Raw genomic sequence first — 17,968 nt, forward strand, 5'->3', positions numbered from 1 at the left:
GGAGATCATTGTGGATAAAGCACCTGAAAGTAAAGTGCATTTTACCCCTGTAATCGAAGTAAATGATCAGACCTTTCGTGTTGAAATGGTAGAGCATAGAGATTATTTTGTGCTTTCTGCAAGAGTGGATGAACAGAAAGTGATTTCCGTACCAGGCTTTGATATAGAAATGATGCTGCAACAGCTAGAACATAATATTCGATATTATTTCGATCAGAAAAAATGAGTTCATTACCTGCCTTTTTGGTAGGTTTTTTTTAGGTAGTTATTTTGGATTTAAAAGTAAGTTCTTTGGAATAAAAAGCGATTCCCTGATCTATTCTATTTGAATGCTAGTACCAAATCCTGATCTTTCCCTGTAATAAAAAATCCGATTGAATATTTTATACATACCTAATCATATGGTGAATAATAGGTAATAAAAATGGGTATAGACCAATAAGGAAATCGTTTACAAATGACTAAAAGGAGGTTTAGGGAAAATGTCGTCTATTATAAAAAAAATAGATGTGTTGATCCGTATTTTTCTTATAGCTGGTATATCCTCGATGATTTTATATTACGTCACTTCTTTTCAAATTGAAATACAATCTATTCTTTCTATTCTTTTATTAATCGTATTAATTTTGTCCTCATTGGCCCTGATTGTGCTAGGCAGCATCAAGCTCTATCGCCACAATATGAATGTGCAATCAAATTCAGAGCGTATTTAAACGGCAATTCATTTCATGCAATCAATTAGCTATTTTTATAATTTCGTGTATAATCCTTTCATTAGGCTCGTTAAATCTTAATATACTTATTTTTAAAGCCGGAGAGAGGACGTGGCTCTTTTGAGTCAATTTGGATCACTTGCTAAAAGTGTACGCATAGAAAAAAAGTATGGAAAAATAAAGTTGATTTCGCATGATCCAATGCTTCAATGGATTGGAACGGGAAGAAGTGCAGTGGCTTTTCGTATTGGCGAAACAGATCTTGCTATAAAGGTATTTTTACCGGAGCTTGATCAAACTGCTTTAGAGGAAGCAGAAATTTACCGGTTACTTGAAGGGATCTCTTATTATCCTCATCTTTATGAATCGGGAGCAAATTACCTGGTGATGAGCTATATAGACGGAATGACGCTGTTCGACTGTCTTGTAAACGGGGTGCACATTTCAAAAGCTTATTTAGATGAGGTAGATAAAGCTTTACAGCAGGCAAGTGATCGTGGCTTAACACCGTCAGATATTCATTTGCGTAATATTCTTATGACAAATCAGGGCAGCGTCAAGCTGATCGATGTTGCAAGATTTCGGCAAGTAAAAGAACAGGATACACAATGGGAAGATTTAAAGCGTGCCTATACAATATATGAAAAGCGGTATTTTCCTAAGAAGATATCGCCTTTTTGGTTGAATCAAATAGCAGCATTATACAAGCGCCAGCTACTTCCCAAATTTGAACGAAAAACATCATAATTAAGGGAACCGATAAATCCCATTACTAGGGGATTGCTGTCATGCAGCAAAATAGAGTAAAGTGGTGTTAAAAAATTTCTAGGAGTGAAAATAGTGCCATTTAACGGACAACAAATGCTGCCAGCCATAAGATCGATGAAGGATTTTGATAAAATGCTTAAATATCCTTTTCATTATGGGGTGTTTTTAGATTTACATGTAGGGATGTTAAAAAGTGTATTTGATTACGCTCGTAGTAAAAACAGGGAAATGTTTCTTCATCTTGATTTAATACATGGACTTTCAAGTGATGAACATGCGACAGAATATATCTGCCAAACAATCAGGCCATATGGAATTATTTCAACAAGAGGCAGCGTGATAAAAAAAGCGCGCCAGCTTGGTGTACGCGCGATTATGCGCACATTTGTCATTGACTCAAGTGCGCTTGAAAGAAGTATTCAGCTTATCCACAAAACAGATCCAGATTATATAGAAGTTTTGCCAGGCGTTGTACCAAAAGTAATTGAGCGGATTCGTATGGAAACGGGAAAACCTATTATAGCAGGTGGCCTTATTGATACGACGGAGGAAGTTGATTTAGCAATCAAAGCTGGAGCCTCTGCAATAACGTCATCATCCACCGCGCTATGGGAGATGTATACGCCAAAATAAAATTTTGCATTTCGGAATAAATTTGCAAGGAATTTGTTGACAGCGTTTTCATTCGCTGTTAAACTAGCATTAAGTTAATATTCCGTGCAGAGATGAAGAGACTCACTAGTACTTTTACACCTTACAACAGGGTAAAGTCCGTGAGTCTCTTTGTCATCCTCTAGCATGGTGCAATACATCTATTAAATAAGATATAGGGAGGTTTGAAGGATGAGTGGATTTCTTGGAGAATTGATAGGAACGGCGTTATTGATTGTATTCGGGGCAGGGGTTTGTGCGAACGTTAATTTGAAAAAATCCTTCGCGTTAAATGGCGGCTGGATTGTAATCGCTTTCGGCTGGGGATTAGGTGTTGCGATGGCGGTTTATGCTGTAGGACAATTTAGCGGAGCTCATTTAAACCCAGCAGTAACATTTGGACTAGCATTTAACGGGAACTTCCCGTGGGCGGATGTTCCTGTTTATATAGTGGCACAGATGCTTGGAGCGATGATTGGGGCAAGTTTGATATGGCTTCATTTCCTCCCTCACTGGAAGGTTACGGAAGACCCAGGAACAAAGCTTGGTGTATTTTCAACAAGTCCTGCGATTCCGCACTATTTTTCAAATTTATTGAGTGAAATCTTTGGAACGTTTATCCTTGTTGTAGGTATTTTATCAATTGGTGCAAACCAATTTACAGAAGGGTTAAATCCTTTTATCGTAGGAATGCTGATTGTAGCAATCGGTCTATCTCTTGGCGGTACGACGGGTTATGCGATTAACCCGGCACGTGATTTAGGACCCAGGATTGCTCACTTTCTATTACCGATAGCAGGGAAAGGCGGGTCAAACTGGGGCTATTCATGGGTACCGGTATTAGGACCGGTTTTAGGCGGTTCATTCGCAGGATTATTTTATCGCTCCATATTTGTTGGCGATACAACGGTTTGGCTATGGATCGTGTTAGCTGCGATTGTTGTATGCTTAGGTCTTACATTAATGCTTGATAAAAATGAATCTCAAACTGACAAAAACAGGAAATTAACTGCTTAAGGGGGATATTTATAATGGAAACGTACATTCTAGCACTAGATCAAGGGACTACAAGTTCAAGAGCGATTTTATTTGACAAAAAAGGTGAAATCGTCCAAGTTGCACAAAAGGAATTTCAGCAAATTTTTCCTAAGCCAGGCTGGGTTGAGCATAATGCAAACGAAATCTGGGGCTCTATTTTGTCTGTTATTGCTTCTGCTCTTTCAGAAGCAAATGTAAAGCCGGACCAAATTGAAGGAATCGGGATCACAAACCAGCGTGAAACAACGGTGGTGTGGGATAAAGAAACAGGCGTACCAATCTACAATGCGATCGTATGGCAATCACGCCAAACATCTGAGATTTGTGGAGAGTTAAGAGAGCAAGGACACGCTGATTTATTCCGAAACAAAACGGGACTTCTCATTGATGCGTATTTTTCCGGTACAAAAGTAAAATGGATTTTGGATAACGTAGAAGGTGCAAGACAAAAAGCGGATGAAGGCAAGCTATTATTTGGAACGATTGATACATGGCTAATTTGGAAGCTTTCTGGAGGAAAATCACATGTAACGGATTACTCAAATGCATCCAGAACACTCATGTATAACATATATGATCTGAAATGGGACGATGAGCTACTGGAGATCTTGGGGGTTCCAAAGTCCATGCTTCCTGAAGTTAAACCATCATCTGAAATCTACGGAAAAACCGTTGATTATCACTTCTTCGGACACGAGGTTCCCATTGCAGGAGCGGCGGGTGATCAGCAGGCTGCACTATTTGGTCAAGCTTGCTTTGAAGAGGGAATGGCGAAAAATACGTATGGTACAGGATGCTTTATGTTAATGAATACGGGTGAGAAGGCGGTTAAGTCTGATCATGGATTATTAACAACACTCGCTTGGGGCATTGACGGAAAAGTAGAATATGCGCTTGAAGGAAGTATTTTTGTAGCAGGCTCTGCTATTCAGTGGTTGCGTGATGGACTAAGAATGTTTAAAGATGCTCCTGCCAGTGAAAGTTATGCAGAACGTGTAGAGTCAACGGATGGTGTGTACGTAGTACCTGCATTCGTGGGTCTTGGCACACCATATTGGGACAGTGATGTACGCGGGGCGGTTTTTGGATTAACACGAGGCACTTCAAAAGAACATTTTATTCGTGCAACGCTTGAATCACTTGCTTACCAAACGAAGGATGTTCTTGATGCAATGGAAAAAGATTCGGGTATCGCATTAAATAAACTTCGTGTCGATGGCGGAGCGGTTAAAAACAATTTCCTTATGCAATTTCAAAGTGATATTTTAGACGTGCCAGTTGAACGACCAGTGATTAACGAAACTACAGCTCTTGGTGCAGCTTATCTTGCAGGTCTTGCAGTTGGTTACTGGGAAAGTAAAGAAGAGATTGCTGAACAGTGGAAAGTTGATAAGGATTATGATCCATCCATGACAGATGAAAAAAGAAATGAGCTATATGAAGGATGGCAAAAAGCAGTAAAAGCAGCTATGGCTTTTAAATAATTTATAAATATGCTATAGTGTAACTAAGTTAATAAACGGGTAGAGACTTAGAGAGGCCTGAATTCATTATGAATGTACGATCATAATGCAATTCTGCCTCTCTTTTTTCTGTTATGGAAAAACATGGATATTCATTGCGCGGTAATATGGCACGTATTTATAGGGAATGAATTCTAAGGAGGAGTATTAGATGAAAACTTTTTCAAGCATACAACGAAGTCAGCAATTAAAGGATATGAGTCAGGAAGTATACGACGTAATTGTGATCGGTGGAGGAATTACTGGAGCAGGAATTGCACTCGATGCTGTAACACGCGGAATGAAAGTAGCAGTAGTGGAAATGCAGGACTTTGCTGGAGGAACATCTAGCCGCTCAACAAAGCTTGTTCACGGTGGATTGCGTTATTTAAAGCAGTTTGAAGTCAAAATGGTTGCTGAAGTTGGAAAAGAGCGTGCGATTGTATATGAAAATGGTGCTCATGTTACCACGCCTGAATGGATGTTGCTGCCAATTCATAAAGGCGGTTCATTCGGTAAATACAGTACATCTGTTGGATTGCGAGTCTATGACTACTTGGCAGGCGTAAAACGAAAAGAACGCCGTAAAATGTTAAATGCAGATGAAACAATAAAACGTGAACCGTTAGTGAAAAAAGAAGGGCTGCGTGGAGCAGGATATTATGTTGAATATCGTACTGATGATGCAAGGCTAACCATTGAAGTGATTAAAAAAGCGGTTGAGTTCGGAGCGGACTTTATTAACTATGTAAAAGCAGAACGTTTTACGTACGACAAAAAGAAAGTTTCCGGTATTGAAGTAGTCGACCGTTTGACTGGTGAAGCACATACCCTTCTTGGACGTAAAGTAGTCAACGCTGCAGGTCCTTGGGTTGATGATGTTCGAAGCAGGGATTATTCAAAAAATACGAAGAATCTTCGATTAACGAAAGGCGTACACTTAGTTATTGATCAATCTGTTTTCCCATTGAAACAAGCCATATACTTTGACACGCAGGATAAGCGTATGATTTTTGCAATCCCTCGAAACGGAAAAGCATATGTTGGGACGACAGATACATTTTATGATAATACACAGGATCCAGCGAATCCAAAAATGACATTGGCAGACCGTGATTATATATTAGAAGCGATTCACTATATGTTTCCTGATGTAAAAGTGACGGCAGACGATGTTGAATCAAGCTGGGCTGGTGTTCGTCCGTTGATCTATGAAGAAGGAAAAGACCCTTCTGAAATCTCACGTAAAGATGAAGTGTGGGAGCACGAAAGCGGGCTCATTACCATCGCGGGAGGAAAACTTACAGGATATCGTAAAATGGCAGAGCATGTAGTTGATCTTGTTTCAAAGCGCTTAAAAACAGAGACAAAACAATCATTTGCTGAAAGCCGCACCATCAACCTGCCAATTTCAGGAGCAGATTTTGGCGGATCACGACACTTTAAATCTTTTGTGGATAAAAAGGCTGCAGAGGCTACTCAATTTGGACTCACAGAGGAAGAAGGGCGAAAGCTTGCTTCATTCTACGGTACTAATGTTGACCAGCTCTTTAAACTTGCCCATGCTGCTAAAGGAATTGAGCTTGAAGCACCGATGACGCCAGTCGTTCATGCAGAAGTTGTCTATGCTGTGCAAGAGGAAATGACGGTAAAACCTGTTGACTTCTTTATTAGACGAACAGGAAGACTCTTCTTTGATATCGAATGGGTACAGCGTCATAAAGAGCCTGTCATGAAGTTGATGAAAAATCTTCTTCAATGGGATGATGAAACTTACCAAACATACCAAGCTGAGCTTGAAAAAGAAATTGAAGATGCTGTAGTTCCTATTGACTTACCTGTTCACAACTAATTGTTGAGGGGATAATTTATGAAAATAACATCCTTCTTTCCTGTTTCTGACGGGCTGGAAATCTTTCACTGTGAATGGCGTTCAGAACAGCATGTAATTAAAGGGATAGTACAGCTTACGCATGGCATGGTCGAACATATTAGTCGCTATGAAGAGCTTGCAAGCTCTTTAATTCAACAGGGCTATCATGTAGTCGGGCATGATCATCGCGGTCATGGCCATACGGCTGAGCGAAACGGCAAGCAGGGCCACTTTGCAGATCAAAATGGTTTTTCCAGAGTGGTAGAGGATTTGAAGGAAATTAATGATGATATAAGATCCAGATTTCCTTCTTTACCCGTCTATCTGATTGGTCACAGCATGGGTTCTTATGTGTCGAGGCGTTTTATCCAGCTTTATTCAAATCAAATAGACGGGATCATTATTTCAGGAACAGGCGGACCATTAGGAATGGCTGGCGGATTTGGCAAAACAGTTGCCAGTGGAATAACGTTCATTCAAAGTCCTCTTGCCTCGGCCTATATGATAAGTGAATTAATTTTTATTCCTTATAATAAAGCATTTCGACCTAGCCGGACAAAAGTGGATTGGCTATCCCGTGATGATCACGAGGTTGATGGGTATGTGCAGGATCCACTCTGCGGATTTCTTTGCACCAATCAGTTTTATAAGGACTTGTTTGGAGGAATTAAATTAATTAACGAAAAGCGTGAAATCGAGAGAATTCGTAAAGATTTGCCGATCCTGTTTATAAGTGGCACCAGGGACCCTGTTGGACGAAATGGCAAAGGAGTCATGGCTGCCGCTAAGCAATATGCAGTTGCAGAACTTGAAGAGGTTGAAGTTCGTCTTTATGAAGAAGCGAGACATGAATTGTTTAAGGAAATAAATCGACAAGCTGTTTTTCAAGATGTCGTTCATAAATTGGACAGTTGGACTAGCTCTAAATCTTAACAAATAATTGCTTTTTCTATAGGATTCTTTTCGATAGGAATAAAAAATGATATGATCATACACATCTTATCTTGAAAGCAGTGAATAGAATGGTTAAAAAGCAAGTAATTGCGATTATAGGCCCGACAGCTGTTGGAAAAACAGCAGCAAGTATTGCTATTGCTAAACAATTAAATGGTGAAATAATCAACGGGGATGCTATGCAGGTGTACAGAGAATTAGATATCGGTACAGCAAAAATTCGCCCAGAAGAAATGGAAGGGATCCCCCATCACTTGTTTGATATAAAAGAGCCTGATGAATCCTTTTCAGTTGCCGAATTTCAGCAGCTGGTACGTGAGAAGATTGAAGAGATATCAGCACGCGGTCATGTTCCAATTATTGTAGGAGGAACGGGATTATATGTGCAGTCCGTTTTATTCGATTATCAATTTTCTGATGAAGGGAAAAACGAGAGTCTCCGTTTGTCACTAGAACATCAGGTCGAAAAACAGGGAATTATGCCATTATACGAGGAGCTGCATTTGATTGATCCAGCGGCAGCTCAATCAATTCACCCAAACAATGAACGACGCGTGATTCGAGCGCTAGAGGTCTATCACACGACGGGAAAGACCCCTACCGAATGGCAGTCCACTCAGTCTCCTGAACCGTTATATCATCATCACATTATTGGACTGACAATGGAGCGGGAAAAGCTTTATTCAAGAATTAACCAACGAGTGGATAAGATGCTGGACCAGGGCTTGCTTGAAGAAGTACAGCGCTTAAACCGATCAGGACTTAGAGATGTGCAGTCCATACAGGCCATTGGATATAAAGAGCTTTATCTTTATTTCGATCATCAATGCACACTGGAAACCGCGATTGAACGGTTAAAGCAAAATTCAAGACGTTACGCAAAGCGTCAATTAACATGGTTTCGAAATAAAATGAACGTAACATGGTTTGATATGACAGAGCATCCTGATAAAAAAATCAAAGATATGTTACAATTTTTAGCAGGAAAATAGACTTATAAGGAGAATACTTGTTAGTAGAGAGCGAAGAGGAGGCGTATAGATGAAACAAGCCATCAATATTCAAGATCAAATATTAAATCAGCTTCGTAAGGACGGTACCCTTGTAACAGTATTTCTTTTAAACGGATATCAAATCCGGGGTCAGGTAAAAGCGTTTGATAACTTTACTGTCCTGCTTGAATCAGAAGGAAAACAGCAATTGGTTTACAAACATGGAATCTCAACCTTTGTCCCTGCAAAGGCAGTAAAGATACAAGCAGTTGAAGCAGAAAGGTAATACTGAAAAAATGTCCCTGAAGGGGCATTTTTTTATGTGCTCTTTTTTTCTTTTAATCAGCATAGAATTAAGAATAGTGTGAACGGGAAGGTGAGGTGTTAGATATGACCCGGCATGTGAGTACAACCAAAAAGGGTCAAATCAATATCGTCATTCAGTCTGATCCTGATCGTATCATCGACCGTCATAATGAAGTCCACCAACAAGAGCATGACCTGCATCCCACTTGGACTGGAATCGAACGTGAATTTCGCTCACTCGTTGGAATGGGCGAAGTAAAGGAAATGCTTAAGCACATCGTAGCATGGAATATTATTAATCAAAAAAGGAAAGAGATTGGACTTATTGCTGACCATCATGCTCTTCATATGCTGTTTAAAGGAAACCCTGGAACGGGCAAAACGACTGTAGCTCGAATTATGGCGAAGCAGCTTTGTGATTTAAATATTCTATCTAAAGGTCACCTGGTTGAAGTAGAGCGAGCTGATCTTGTTGGTGAATATATCGGGCATACTGCAAATAAAACACGTGACCTTATTAAAAAGTCGATGGGAGGGATTCTCTTTATTGACGAAGCGTATGCACTGGCGCGTGGAGGAGAAAAAGATTTCGGGCGAGAAGCAATCGATACGCTAGTCAAGCATATGGAGGATAAAAAAGATGATTTTATTCTTATTCTAGCAGGCTACAGCAGTGAAATGGATGCCTTTCTTCGTTTAAATCCAGGGCTGCGAAGCAGGTTTCCACATGTCATAACATTTCCAGACTATACGGCTGAGGAATTAATGGAAATTGCTCGTAAGCTTTGCAAAGAAAAACAATATACACTTACGTCCGGTGCAGCAGACCGCGTTTCAAGTTATATACGCAGAGCAATAGGAAACACCCCGTCGTCTGCTAAGGATAATGGACGATTTATACGCAACACGATCGAAACGATAATACGAACTCAGTCGGTGAGACTATTAAAACAACAGTTATTTACTAGGCAGGAATTAATGATGGTGACGGAACGGGATGTAGTGGAGGCGCTTAGTGAAGAAAATTCACAAAAAGCTTCAAGCTAATGAGAGACGTAACTGCACTCATATGAGTGTGGTTTTTTGAGGTCTAATCTCGTATTCTTTTTTTATTCTGCCATTGGCTGAAGCCTTCGAAAAGGGAGGCGCCATTTATACAGATAGGAGGTCGTGACGGCAAAAAGCAGATAAAGCTCCCATGAGCTGGATGTAATTCCAAGACCAACCGCGAAACCAGCAACGATCGCTCATGCAGCATAAATCTCATCGCGCAATACAAGCGGTTTACGGCCGGCAAGCAAATCTCGAATGATCCCAGCCTTCACTTCTAGTTAGAACGGCAGCAACGAAGACAGCGCTCATTGGGAGACTCATTTCAACAGCATAAAGAGCACCTTGGATCGCAAAAGCGGACAATCCCATTGGATCAAAGAAATTTCCCCGTTTTCTCCAGTGCTTCAATAGGTTATTAGGGAAGAGAAATACAGAAATAATAGGGATTAATAATTTGAAAGAACATTCCCTGCTCCCACAAAGCGGAAACAGGAAGGCGGATTAGGAGCTTGCGAATGGCACCTCCTCCAAAAGCAGTCACGTTCCCTAATATATCATATCCTTCTTCCATGGCAATAATAGCACCAGATACCGCAAAGGCAACTGTGCCAATAATACTCAATACTTGCCAGGTAATGATAGCGTCACCGGGCCTTTCGCAAAACAATTGAAAACCATACATGATTGTATCATTTCTTAATTGGAAATCAGTGTAATATAGCAGGAATTTACAGATTGTTAAATGACAAATAACGGCAATGATTGTTGCCTTAAACAATAAGTTGGGAATCCTTAGTGTAAGGATAAGTTTTCTTCTATCTATTTGTCCAAAAACGTGCTAGCTGACAGTACTTTTGATAAGATAAAGACATATGTCATTCGACAGAAAGAAGGGTATTTATTGAATAAGCACGATTTTCCGAGGGAGCGTGCGATTTTAGTCGGTGTTCAAGTTGGACAGACCGAGGATGAACGATTCGCTCAATCATTGGAAGAATTAAAAGCATTAACTGAAACGGCACAGGGAGAAGTTGTGTCTGTCATGACCCAAAATCGTGATCGAATCCATTCGAGCACTTATATGGGGAAAGGAAAGCTTGAAGAGCTTCAAGTGCTTGAAGAAGAGCTTGAGCCGGATGTAATCATCTTTAATAGCGAGCTTTCGCCAAGTCAAAATCGAAATATATCCAAGGTCCTGAATGCGAGAATTATTGATCGAACTCAGCTTATTTTAGATATTTTTGCGCAGCGTGCCCGTTCTCGCGAGGGGAAGCTTCAAGTGCAGCTTGCACAGCTCGAGTATTTACTCCCTAGACTGAGTGGACAGGGGATTGAACTATCCAGACTAGGCGGAGGGATCGGAACGAGAGGTCCTGGTGAAACAAAGCTTGAAACAGATCGCCGTCACATACGAGGTGAGATTTCGGAGATAAAACGACAGCTCAAGAATGTCGTTAAACACCGGGAGCAATACCGTGAGCGGAGAAGGAAAAATCATGTGTTTCAAATCTCGCTGGTGGGCTACACAAATGCAGGGAAATCTACACTGTTTAATCGATTGGCAGATGCAGATTCTTATGAAGAAAACCAACTCTTTGCGACTCTTGATCCGATGACGAGAAAGCTTACGCTGCCGAGTCAGCATTCGATTTTAATGACAGATACAGTAGGGTTTATTCAGGATCTACCAACGACGCTTATTGCTTCTTTTCGATCCACGCTTGAAGAAGTGAATGAAGCGGATCTTCTTCTGCATGTCGTCGATTCAGCACATCCTGACCATGTTAATCATGAACAAACGGTTCAAAGGCTATTAGTGGATTTACATATGGACCATATCCCTCAGCTAACCGTTTATAATAAAAGAGACTTGTCCTCAGCGGATTTTGTTCCATCGCCTAATCACGATTATTTGTGGATGTCAGCCCTTAACGAACAGGATTTACAGCAGCTTCTGCTTGAGGTGGAAAAGCAGATGCTTGATAGAATGAAGCTGTATGAGGTGGTTGTTCCTTCTACTGAAGGGAAGCTGATTTCCCGTTTAAAAAGAGAAACAATCGTTCGTGATGTAACCTTTAATGAGACAGATGATCAATATATTATTCAAGGCCATGTAATGGAGGATCACCCTGTCCTTGGCCAAATTTATGAGCATGGAAGGTAAAGGTGTAAATGATGTTAGCGTATTTGAAGAATGAAAAAACATTGGCACCAATTGTACGGCAAGTCGAAGAAAAGATTGCATCGCGTCATCGTGAAATTGAGGCGCAGTCTGAATCCAATCAATTTCGTGTGCTAAAAGGATTTCGTGACCATAAAGTCAGTGACAGTCATTTCATCCCGACTACTGGTTATGGGTATGATGACCATGGAAGAGACACGCTTGCTGCTATTTATGCAGATGTGTTTGGAGGAGAAGCGGGTCTTGTGAGACCTCAAATTATTTCTGGAACTCATGCAATTTCGATTGCCCTTTTTGGTGTCCTTCGACCTGGGGATGAACTGCTGTATATTACAGGGCGACCTTACGATACACTTGAGGAAATCGTCGGTATAAGAGGAAATGGCCATGGTTCCTTAAAGGATTTTAATATTGGATATGATCATGTTGAACTGAAAGAGGATGGACATGTAGATCTTGAGGAAGTATTAAAACGCATAAAACCTGAAACAAAAATGATCGGAATTCAAAGGTCGAAAGGATATGCGATGAGACCATCCTATCGAATAGAAGAAATAAAGATCATGATTGATACAATCAAACAGCATCATCCTTCCGTCATTATCTTCGTTGATAATTGCTATGGTGAGTTTGTGGAAGAGCTTGAGCCTTGTCATGTAGGTGCAGATTTAATGGCAGGTTCACTCATCAAAAATCCCGGTGGCGGCATTGCAAAAACAGGGGGCTATATTGTCGGTAAAAAACAATGGGTTGAACAGTGTTCCTACCGTATGACATCACCTGGAATTGGAGCTGAAGCGGGTGCCAGTCTTTATTCCTTACAGGAAATGTATCAAGGATTCTTTTTAGCGCCGCACGTTGTATCACAATCTTTAAAGGGTGCCGTATTTACAGCGGCACTGCTTGAGAAATTAGGGATGAAAACAATTCCATCCTGGTCTGAGCCAAGAACGGATCTTATTCAGGCAGTAGAGCTTGGCGACCGTGAGAAAATGATTGCTTTTTGTCAGGCTATTCAATATGCTTCACCAATCAATGCCCATTTTACTCCATATCCAGCATACATGCCGGGCTATAAGGATGATGTCATCATGGCAGCAGGGACATTTATACAGGGTGCAAGTATTGAATTATCCGCCGATGGCCCGCTTCGTGCTCCTTATGCTGCGTATGTACAAGGAGGATTAACATATGAACACGTGAAAATTGCAATCTGTACCGCGTTGGATGAATTAATTACACGTGATTTCATAACGCTGTAACGTTGAAAATCCGGTCACTAAAGACCGGATCTTTTAAGAGCTATTTATTAAAAATGAATATTAATGCGGAAGCAGGGTAAATAAAAGATGGAGTTAAAAAAAATAAAAAAACATGTAATAAAATCTAACATAATGTTGACACCTTACCTCACATCTATTACAATAAACTTGTCGATAGAAAAAGAGAAAGGGGATACGATATGAGTGGCAGTGAGATTCGACGAACGATGCCATTGTTTCCAATTGGCATTGTGATGCAGTTGACGGACTTAACAGCTCGTCAAATACGTTATTATGAAGAACACGACCTCATTACACCTGCAAGAACGCAGGGAAATCGCCGACTTTTTTCATTAAACGACATAGATAGATTGTTAGAAATTAAAGATTTATTGGAGCAAGGGATCAACATGGCAGGAATTAAAAAGATTTTTGCTGTGAACCATACGGAAGAAGCAAAGAATGAACCGACACTGGCGAAAAAGCCTGAACTTTCCAATGACCAATTAAGAAAGCTGTTAAAGCAGGAAATGCTTAGTCAGGGGAAATTCAATCGCTCAAGCCTTCGTGCAGGAGACTTATCACGCTTTTTTCACTAATATTACATATAACAGGAGGAATCAACCAATGGGTAAATATTCACGTGAAGACATTCTTCGATTAGCAAAGGAACAGAACGTTAATTTCATTCGACTTCAGTTTACAGACATTTTAGGAACAATTAAAAATGTGGAAATTCCAGTAAGTCAGCTTCAAAAAGCAGTAGACAATAAAATGATGTTTGATGGATCTTCCATTGAAGGATTTGTACGTATTGAAGAATCAGATATGTATCTATTCCCAGATCTTGATACGTGGGTAGTATTCCCTTGGACGGCTGGGGATGGAAAGGTTGCTCGTTTAATCTGTGATATCTACAATCCAGACGGTACGCCATTCGCTGGTGACCCTCGTAATAACTTGAAGCGTGTACTAGCAGAGATGGAAGAGCTAGGATTTACAGACTTCAACCTTGGACCTGAGCCGGAATTCTTCCTATTCAAATTAGATGCAAATGGTGAACCAACACTTGAACTAAACGATAAAGGTGGCTACTTTGACCTTGCACCAACAGACCTTGGTGAAAACTGTCGTCGCGATATCGTTATTGAGCTTGAAGCAATGGGTTATGAAATCGAAGCGTCTCACCACGAGGTAGCTCCTGGCCAGCACGAAATTGATTTCAAATACGCAGATGCAATCAGCGCATGCGATGACATCCAAACTTTTAAACTAGTAGTTAAAACAATTGCACGTAAACATGGCTTGCATGCTACATTTATGCCTAAACCATTGTTCGGGGTAAATGGATCAGGTATGCACTGCAACATGTCCCTATTTAAAAATGGAGTAAACTCATTCTTTGATGAGAATGGTGATCTTCAACTTAGCGATACAGCTCGTCAATTTATGGCGGGTATCATCAAGCACGCATCAGCGTTTACAGCTGTAACAAACCCAACTGTTAACTCTTACAAGCGTCTTGTTCCTGGATACGAAGCACCTTGCTACATTGCTTGGTCTGCACAAAACCGCAGCCCATTGATTCGTATCCCAGCATCACGCGGACTAAGCACTCGTGTTGAAGTTCGTTCTGTTGATCCTGCTGCAAATCCATACCTAGCACTTGCAGTACTTCTTCGTGCAGGTCTTGACGGAATCAAAAACAACTTGACTCCACCACCAGCAATCGACCGCAACATCTATGTAATGGACAAAGCAGAGCGTGAAGAAGCTGGAATTAAAGATCTACCTGCAACGCTAGCTCAGGCATTAGATGAACTGAAAAAAGATGAAATTATCATCGACGCACTTGGCGAACACATCTTCGAACACTTCGTGGAAGCGAAGGAAATCGAATGGGATATGTTCCGCACGCAAGTACACCCATGGGAGCGCGAGCAGTACATGGAACAGTTTTAATAATAGAAACCGTTGGGGCTGTAAGGCTCTGGCGGTTTTTTATTTGGACAAAAATATTATATTATTAGTTAAAATGGATTTTCGTCCAAGTTTTGTCCAAGTCAACCTTTAATAATTCCACAAAAAAAGAAGCCAGACATTTTGTCCAACTTCAATTTAAATCTGCTGTGATCTTTTCCTCTTTTGTTCCTCGTACTTATCCATTGTCTGCTGATTCATTATTTTACTTACATGAGCGTAAACATCGGCTGTAATCTGCATGGAACCATGTCCTAATCGTTCCTGGACACCTTTCATATCCACACCAGCTTCAAGCAATTGGACAGCGTGAGTGTGCCGCAGGGAGTGAATAGGATAGTCCGGCATATCAGCTCTTTTTAAAATCCGTCTGAATGAGTTGAAAAGGGTGCTCTTTGCCATAGGAGATCCATCATTCCTACATAAAACTAAATTGAGATCATGACGGTATAGATCTTTTAATGCAAGCTTATTTTGATTCTGCCACTTCATGTGGAAGTGAAGCTCCTGGGCCAATTTATTATCAATGGATATAATTCTTTTTGAATTATAGTTCTTTGTATCCCCGAATAACTCATCATCATTTTTAGCCTGAAAATCCAATGATTTGTGTACATTAATCGTTTTCTCTTTCAAATCAATATCATTCCATTGGAGTGCTGCAGCTTCCCCTTTTCTTAAGCCTGTTTCAATTAAAACATTGTAGAAAATCCAATGCTCATATCCGTATTGGTAAGCGTGTCTTAGAAACGACTCAATTTGATCAGTTTCAATGAACTTAATCTTCTTTTCGGTAGCTTTTGCTCTGATCTTTGCATACTTACATGGGTTATCAGTTATCCTCTTTTGTTGGACCGCTTTTTCCATAGCATTCTTCATTGTAGTGTGGATGATTTCAATTGATCTTTTACTTGATCCATCTTCCACAAGTTTATTTAAAAATGCCTGGTACTGATCAGAAGTAATTTTCTGCAAAGAGATTTCTTTGAAGTAGGGGAGTATGTGATTATTGATGCTGTTCTCATATGTTTGAAAAGTGTTCTTCCTAACATGGCCACGCTTATCATTTTCTAACCAGTCCAAGATGAATGTTTTAAGTTTTATTACCTTAAGATCATACCCTTGCTTCAATAACTTCTCTTTTGCTTCAGCTACCTCTTTAGCAGCTCCTTTTGAATCAAATCCACCTTCAGAAATAGGTTCAAGTTCTCCAGTGACCGGGTTCTTATAATGGATCCGGTATTCCCATTTTGGCTTTGATTTAGTGCCGCGGTTGCGGTAAGAAGCCATATTTATTTCTCCTCCCTATTAATTCTAATACCTTTCAGCAATAACCTTAAAGCTTCTAATTCATTTTTTGTCAAATGTTGATTATCGAGAATAATTTTAGATTCTTCATTAAAAACCTTATTTAACTCAACAAACGAACTCAATTCTTTTATATCTTCTTCTAAAAACCTAATAATTCTTTCATAATTTTGCATCTGTTCATATACTTCTTGATCCTTAAGGTAAACATCATAGCCAGGTTCTCCTTCCTCAGGAATTAACTTATATCCGGCCATTTCAATTAATCTGGGGCCATTCCACATTTTTTGAAATTCATCCTTCCACATTCCTTCAGCCATCTTTTCAAGAGTCTTTTTAGTTGGCGTTTTCCCGTTTTCAATTTGTGATAGATAAGGTCTGGAAACACCAGTTAGTTCGCTTAAAGCACTAATAGTTAAATCGTTTTCCTCTCTATATTCTTTAATGAATTTAGCTAATTCAGTCTGTTGATTCATATTATCCCTCCTATATCTTCTTAGTGTTCATTATCCATATGAACGTTGAAAAAATCAACACTACTTAAAATTTTATTTTGTTTAGTGTTGATTTTAGTTTCACTATAGATTACAATGAACTCATGAAGCGTTGAAAAAAGTTTCATTTATAAAAGAGAGGTGAATAAATGTGTTGAAAATCTATCCTAATAGAACAAGCATTCAGGTTGCTATGGTGTATAAAGGGCTAAATCAAAAATCCTTAAGTGAAAAATCTGATATTAGCCCATCCACTTTTTCAAACTTCATGAATGGTCGATATAGTATATCAGCAAAAAAAGCTAAAAAAATTGCTGATTCTTTAGAAAAGCCTATTGAAGAACTATTTGAGTTTAAATGATTAGTAGACAACTTTTAAGGAGGTGATATAAATGCTGGAAATCAAGTTGGATGAAGCGGTAATCAGGGAGCTTTACCTGGAAGAGTTAAGAAAAAGGCTTGATAAGGTGGAAAAGGAAGCTCTCTTGATGGGGATTAAGGAATTGCTTGTATATCTGGGTGTAAGTAGAAGTACTTTTTACGAAGTGTTTCAAAATCATCCTGAACTTCCGAGGATTCACATTGGAAGAAAATCTTTCTTCTACCGTCCGCAAATCGATGAGTTTATTAAAAATTATATCGAAGAAGTTCAAGCAAATGGCGGCCAAGCTTATAATTGCTCAACTATTAGAAAAGTAAAAGCTAAAAAGGAAGAAAGAGAGGGAGGAGGGCATTAAAATTCTCTTAAGGAGGTGAGACAGTATGAAATTAATGAAGCGAATTTCTTGGTACACCGGAAAGGTCGCTTGGCAAAGTAAGGTACCTGTTCAAGATCAGGGAGAAAAATTTACCTTGAGGAATAAACGGCTGCAACAGTATAAAGCTGTATTAA

Annotated in this window: 19 protein-coding genes and 1 pseudogene; 17 read left to right on the top strand and 3 right to left on the bottom strand. The window is 39.8% G+C overall.

The window, feature by feature from the left end; all coding sequences use genetic code 11:
• The first annotated feature begins 10 nt into the window (after positions 1-10).
• The 11 genes from KP78_RS11830 to KP78_RS11880 all read left to right on the top strand — a co-directional run bounded on the left by KP78_RS11830 (position 11) and on the right by KP78_RS11880 (position 9,844).
• The gene (locus KP78_RS11830; RefSeq protein ID WP_041089216.1) at positions 11-226 is read left to right on the top strand and encodes a hypothetical protein; all 216 of its coding nucleotides are present in this window, start codon (positions 11-13) and stop codon (positions 224-226) included.
• A 256-nt stretch (positions 227-482) separates the two neighbouring features.
• Positions 483-713, top strand: coding sequence for a hypothetical protein (locus tag KP78_RS11835; RefSeq protein WP_041089218.1), 231 nt, complete (start codon positions 483-485; stop codon positions 711-713).
• Positions 714-833: 120 nt separating this feature from the next.
• The gene (locus tag KP78_RS11840; protein ID WP_041089940.1) at positions 834-1,460 is read left to right on the top strand and encodes a protein kinase family protein; all 627 of its coding nucleotides are present in this window, start codon (positions 834-836) and stop codon (positions 1,458-1,460) included.
• Between the two features lie 93 nt (positions 1,461-1,553).
• Positions 1,554-2,114, top strand: a complete 561-nt coding sequence (locus tag KP78_RS11845; protein ID WP_200889225.1) for a glycerol-3-phosphate responsive antiterminator — start codon at positions 1,554-1,556, stop codon at positions 2,112-2,114.
• A gap of 210 nt (positions 2,115-2,324) precedes the next feature.
• Entirely contained in the window at positions 2,325-3,149 is an 825-nt protein-coding gene (locus KP78_RS11850) for an MIP/aquaporin family protein (protein ID WP_041089220.1), read from the top strand.
• A 14-nt stretch (positions 3,150-3,163) separates the two neighbouring features.
• A complete protein-coding gene (gene glpK / locus KP78_RS11855) occupies positions 3,164-4,654 on the top strand; it encodes a glycerol kinase GlpK (protein WP_041089222.1) in 1,491 nt (496 codons plus the stop codon).
• Positions 4,655-4,844: 190 nt separating this feature from the next.
• The gene (locus tag KP78_RS11860) at positions 4,845-6,524 is read left to right on the top strand and encodes a glycerol-3-phosphate dehydrogenase/oxidase (protein WP_041089224.1); all 1,680 of its coding nucleotides are present in this window, start codon (positions 4,845-4,847) and stop codon (positions 6,522-6,524) included.
• 18 nt (positions 6,525-6,542) lie between these two features.
• Positions 6,543-7,478 carry an alpha/beta hydrolase gene (locus KP78_RS11865; RefSeq protein ID WP_041089226.1) on the top strand — a complete coding sequence of 312 codons (936 nt, stop codon included), beginning with the start codon at positions 6,543-6,545 and terminating at the stop codon, positions 7,476-7,478.
• Between the two features lie 89 nt (positions 7,479-7,567).
• Entirely contained in the window at positions 7,568-8,491 is a 924-nt protein-coding gene (miaA, locus tag KP78_RS11870; RefSeq protein ID WP_041089228.1) for a tRNA (adenosine(37)-N6)-dimethylallyltransferase MiaA, read from the top strand.
• Positions 8,492-8,540: 49 nt separating this feature from the next.
• On the top strand, positions 8,541-8,777 hold the full coding sequence (gene hfq / locus KP78_RS11875) for an RNA chaperone Hfq (protein WP_041089230.1): 237 nt from the start codon (positions 8,541-8,543) through the stop codon (positions 8,775-8,777).
• Between the two features lie 104 nt (positions 8,778-8,881).
• Positions 8,882-9,844 (top strand): AAA family ATPase, encoded by a 963-nt coding sequence (locus KP78_RS11880; RefSeq protein WP_041089232.1) that lies wholly within the window; start codon positions 8,882-8,884, stop codon positions 9,842-9,844.
• Positions 9,845-9,906: 62 nt separating this feature from the next.
• Here the strand turns inward: KP78_RS11880 and KP78_RS11885 are convergent.
• Positions 9,907-10,487 (bottom strand): annotated as a pseudogene (locus KP78_RS11885) (trimeric intracellular cation channel family protein).
• Between the two features lie 264 nt (positions 10,488-10,751).
• Between KP78_RS11885 and hflX the strand changes: the two are divergent.
• The 4 genes from hflX (at position 10,752) to glnA (ending at position 15,256) form a co-directional block, all read left to right on the top strand.
• Positions 10,752-12,014, top strand: a complete 1,263-nt coding sequence (hflX, locus tag KP78_RS11890) for a GTPase HflX (RefSeq protein WP_041089234.1) — start codon at positions 10,752-10,754, stop codon at positions 12,012-12,014.
• Positions 12,015-12,025: 11 nt separating this feature from the next.
• Positions 12,026-13,294 carry a methionine gamma-lyase family protein gene (locus KP78_RS11895; protein ID WP_041089236.1) on the top strand — a complete coding sequence of 423 codons (1,269 nt, stop codon included), beginning with the start codon at positions 12,026-12,028 and terminating at the stop codon, positions 13,292-13,294.
• A gap of 200 nt (positions 13,295-13,494) precedes the next feature.
• Positions 13,495-13,893, top strand: coding sequence for a MerR family transcriptional regulator (locus tag KP78_RS11900; RefSeq protein ID WP_041089238.1), 399 nt, complete (start codon positions 13,495-13,497; stop codon positions 13,891-13,893).
• Positions 13,894-13,921: 28 nt separating this feature from the next.
• Positions 13,922-15,256 carry a type I glutamate--ammonia ligase gene (gene glnA / locus KP78_RS11905; protein WP_041089239.1) on the top strand — a complete coding sequence of 445 codons (1,335 nt, stop codon included), beginning with the start codon at positions 13,922-13,924 and terminating at the stop codon, positions 15,254-15,256.
• Between the two features lie 156 nt (positions 15,257-15,412).
• On the opposite strand, the gene KP78_RS11910 is transcribed toward glnA, so the two are convergent.
• A complete protein-coding gene (locus tag KP78_RS11910; protein WP_041089241.1) occupies positions 15,413-16,564 on the bottom strand; it encodes a tyrosine-type recombinase/integrase in 1,152 nt (383 codons plus the stop codon).
• A 2-nt stretch (positions 16,565-16,566) separates the two neighbouring features.
• Positions 16,567-17,058, bottom strand: coding sequence for a helix-turn-helix domain-containing protein (locus KP78_RS11915; protein ID WP_041089243.1), 492 nt, complete (start codon positions 17,056-17,058; stop codon positions 16,567-16,569).
• Positions 17,059-17,227: 169 nt separating this feature from the next.
• Here KP78_RS11915 and KP78_RS11920 point away from each other — a divergent pair, with 169 nt between their 5' ends.
• Positions 17,228-17,437: a helix-turn-helix transcriptional regulator gene (locus KP78_RS11920; protein ID WP_041089246.1), complete on the top strand. Its 210-nt coding sequence runs from the start codon at positions 17,228-17,230 to the stop codon at positions 17,435-17,437.
• A gap of 31 nt (positions 17,438-17,468) precedes the next feature.
• Complete coding sequence (locus KP78_RS11925) at positions 17,469-17,813, top strand: helix-turn-helix transcriptional regulator (RefSeq protein ID WP_052474775.1); 345 nt, start codon at positions 17,469-17,471, stop codon at positions 17,811-17,813.
• The last annotated feature ends 155 nt before the right edge of the window (positions 17,814-17,968 follow it).

Source organism: Jeotgalibacillus soli, from assembly GCF_000829435.1.
In the GTDB taxonomy this organism is placed as follows: Bacteria; Bacillota; Bacilli; order Bacillales; family Jeotgalibacillaceae; genus Jeotgalibacillus; species Jeotgalibacillus soli.

Bases quoted from the DNA above. Each gene is read 5' to 3' on its own strand.
- KP78_RS11835 (WP_041089218.1), top strand. From the start codon at position 483: ATGTCGTCTATTATAAAAAAAATAGATGTGTTGATCCGTATTTTTCTT.
- KP78_RS11850 (WP_041089220.1), top strand. From the start codon at position 2,325: ATGAGTGGATTTCTTGGAGAATTGATAGGAACGGCGTTATTGATTGTA.
- glpK (WP_041089222.1), top strand. From the start codon at position 3,164: ATGGAAACGTACATTCTAGCACTAGATCAAGGGACTACAAGTTCAAGA.
- KP78_RS11860 (WP_041089224.1), top strand. From the start codon at position 4,845: ATGAAAACTTTTTCAAGCATACAACGAAGTCAGCAATTAAAGGATATG.
- KP78_RS11865 (WP_041089226.1), top strand. From the start codon at position 6,543: ATGAAAATAACATCCTTCTTTCCTGTTTCTGACGGGCTGGAAATCTTT.
- miaA (WP_041089228.1), top strand. From the start codon at position 7,568: ATGGTTAAAAAGCAAGTAATTGCGATTATAGGCCCGACAGCTGTTGGA.
- hfq (WP_041089230.1), top strand. From the start codon at position 8,541: ATGAAACAAGCCATCAATATTCAAGATCAAATATTAAATCAGCTTCGT.
- KP78_RS11880 (WP_041089232.1), top strand. From the start codon at position 8,882: ATGACCCGGCATGTGAGTACAACCAAAAAGGGTCAAATCAATATCGTC.
- KP78_RS11895 (WP_041089236.1), top strand. From the start codon at position 12,026: ATGTTAGCGTATTTGAAGAATGAAAAAACATTGGCACCAATTGTACGG.
- KP78_RS11900 (WP_041089238.1), top strand. From the start codon at position 13,495: ATGAGTGGCAGTGAGATTCGACGAACGATGCCATTGTTTCCAATTGGC.
- glnA (WP_041089239.1), top strand. From the start codon at position 13,922: ATGGGTAAATATTCACGTGAAGACATTCTTCGATTAGCAAAGGAACAG.
- KP78_RS11910 (WP_041089241.1), bottom strand. From the start codon at position 16,564: ATGGCTTCTTACCGCAACCGCGGCACTAAATCAAAGCCAAAATGGGAA.
- KP78_RS11915 (WP_041089243.1), bottom strand. From the start codon at position 17,058: ATGAATCAACAGACTGAATTAGCTAAATTCATTAAAGAATATAGAGAG.
- KP78_RS11925 (WP_052474775.1), top strand. From the start codon at position 17,469: ATGCTGGAAATCAAGTTGGATGAAGCGGTAATCAGGGAGCTTTACCTG.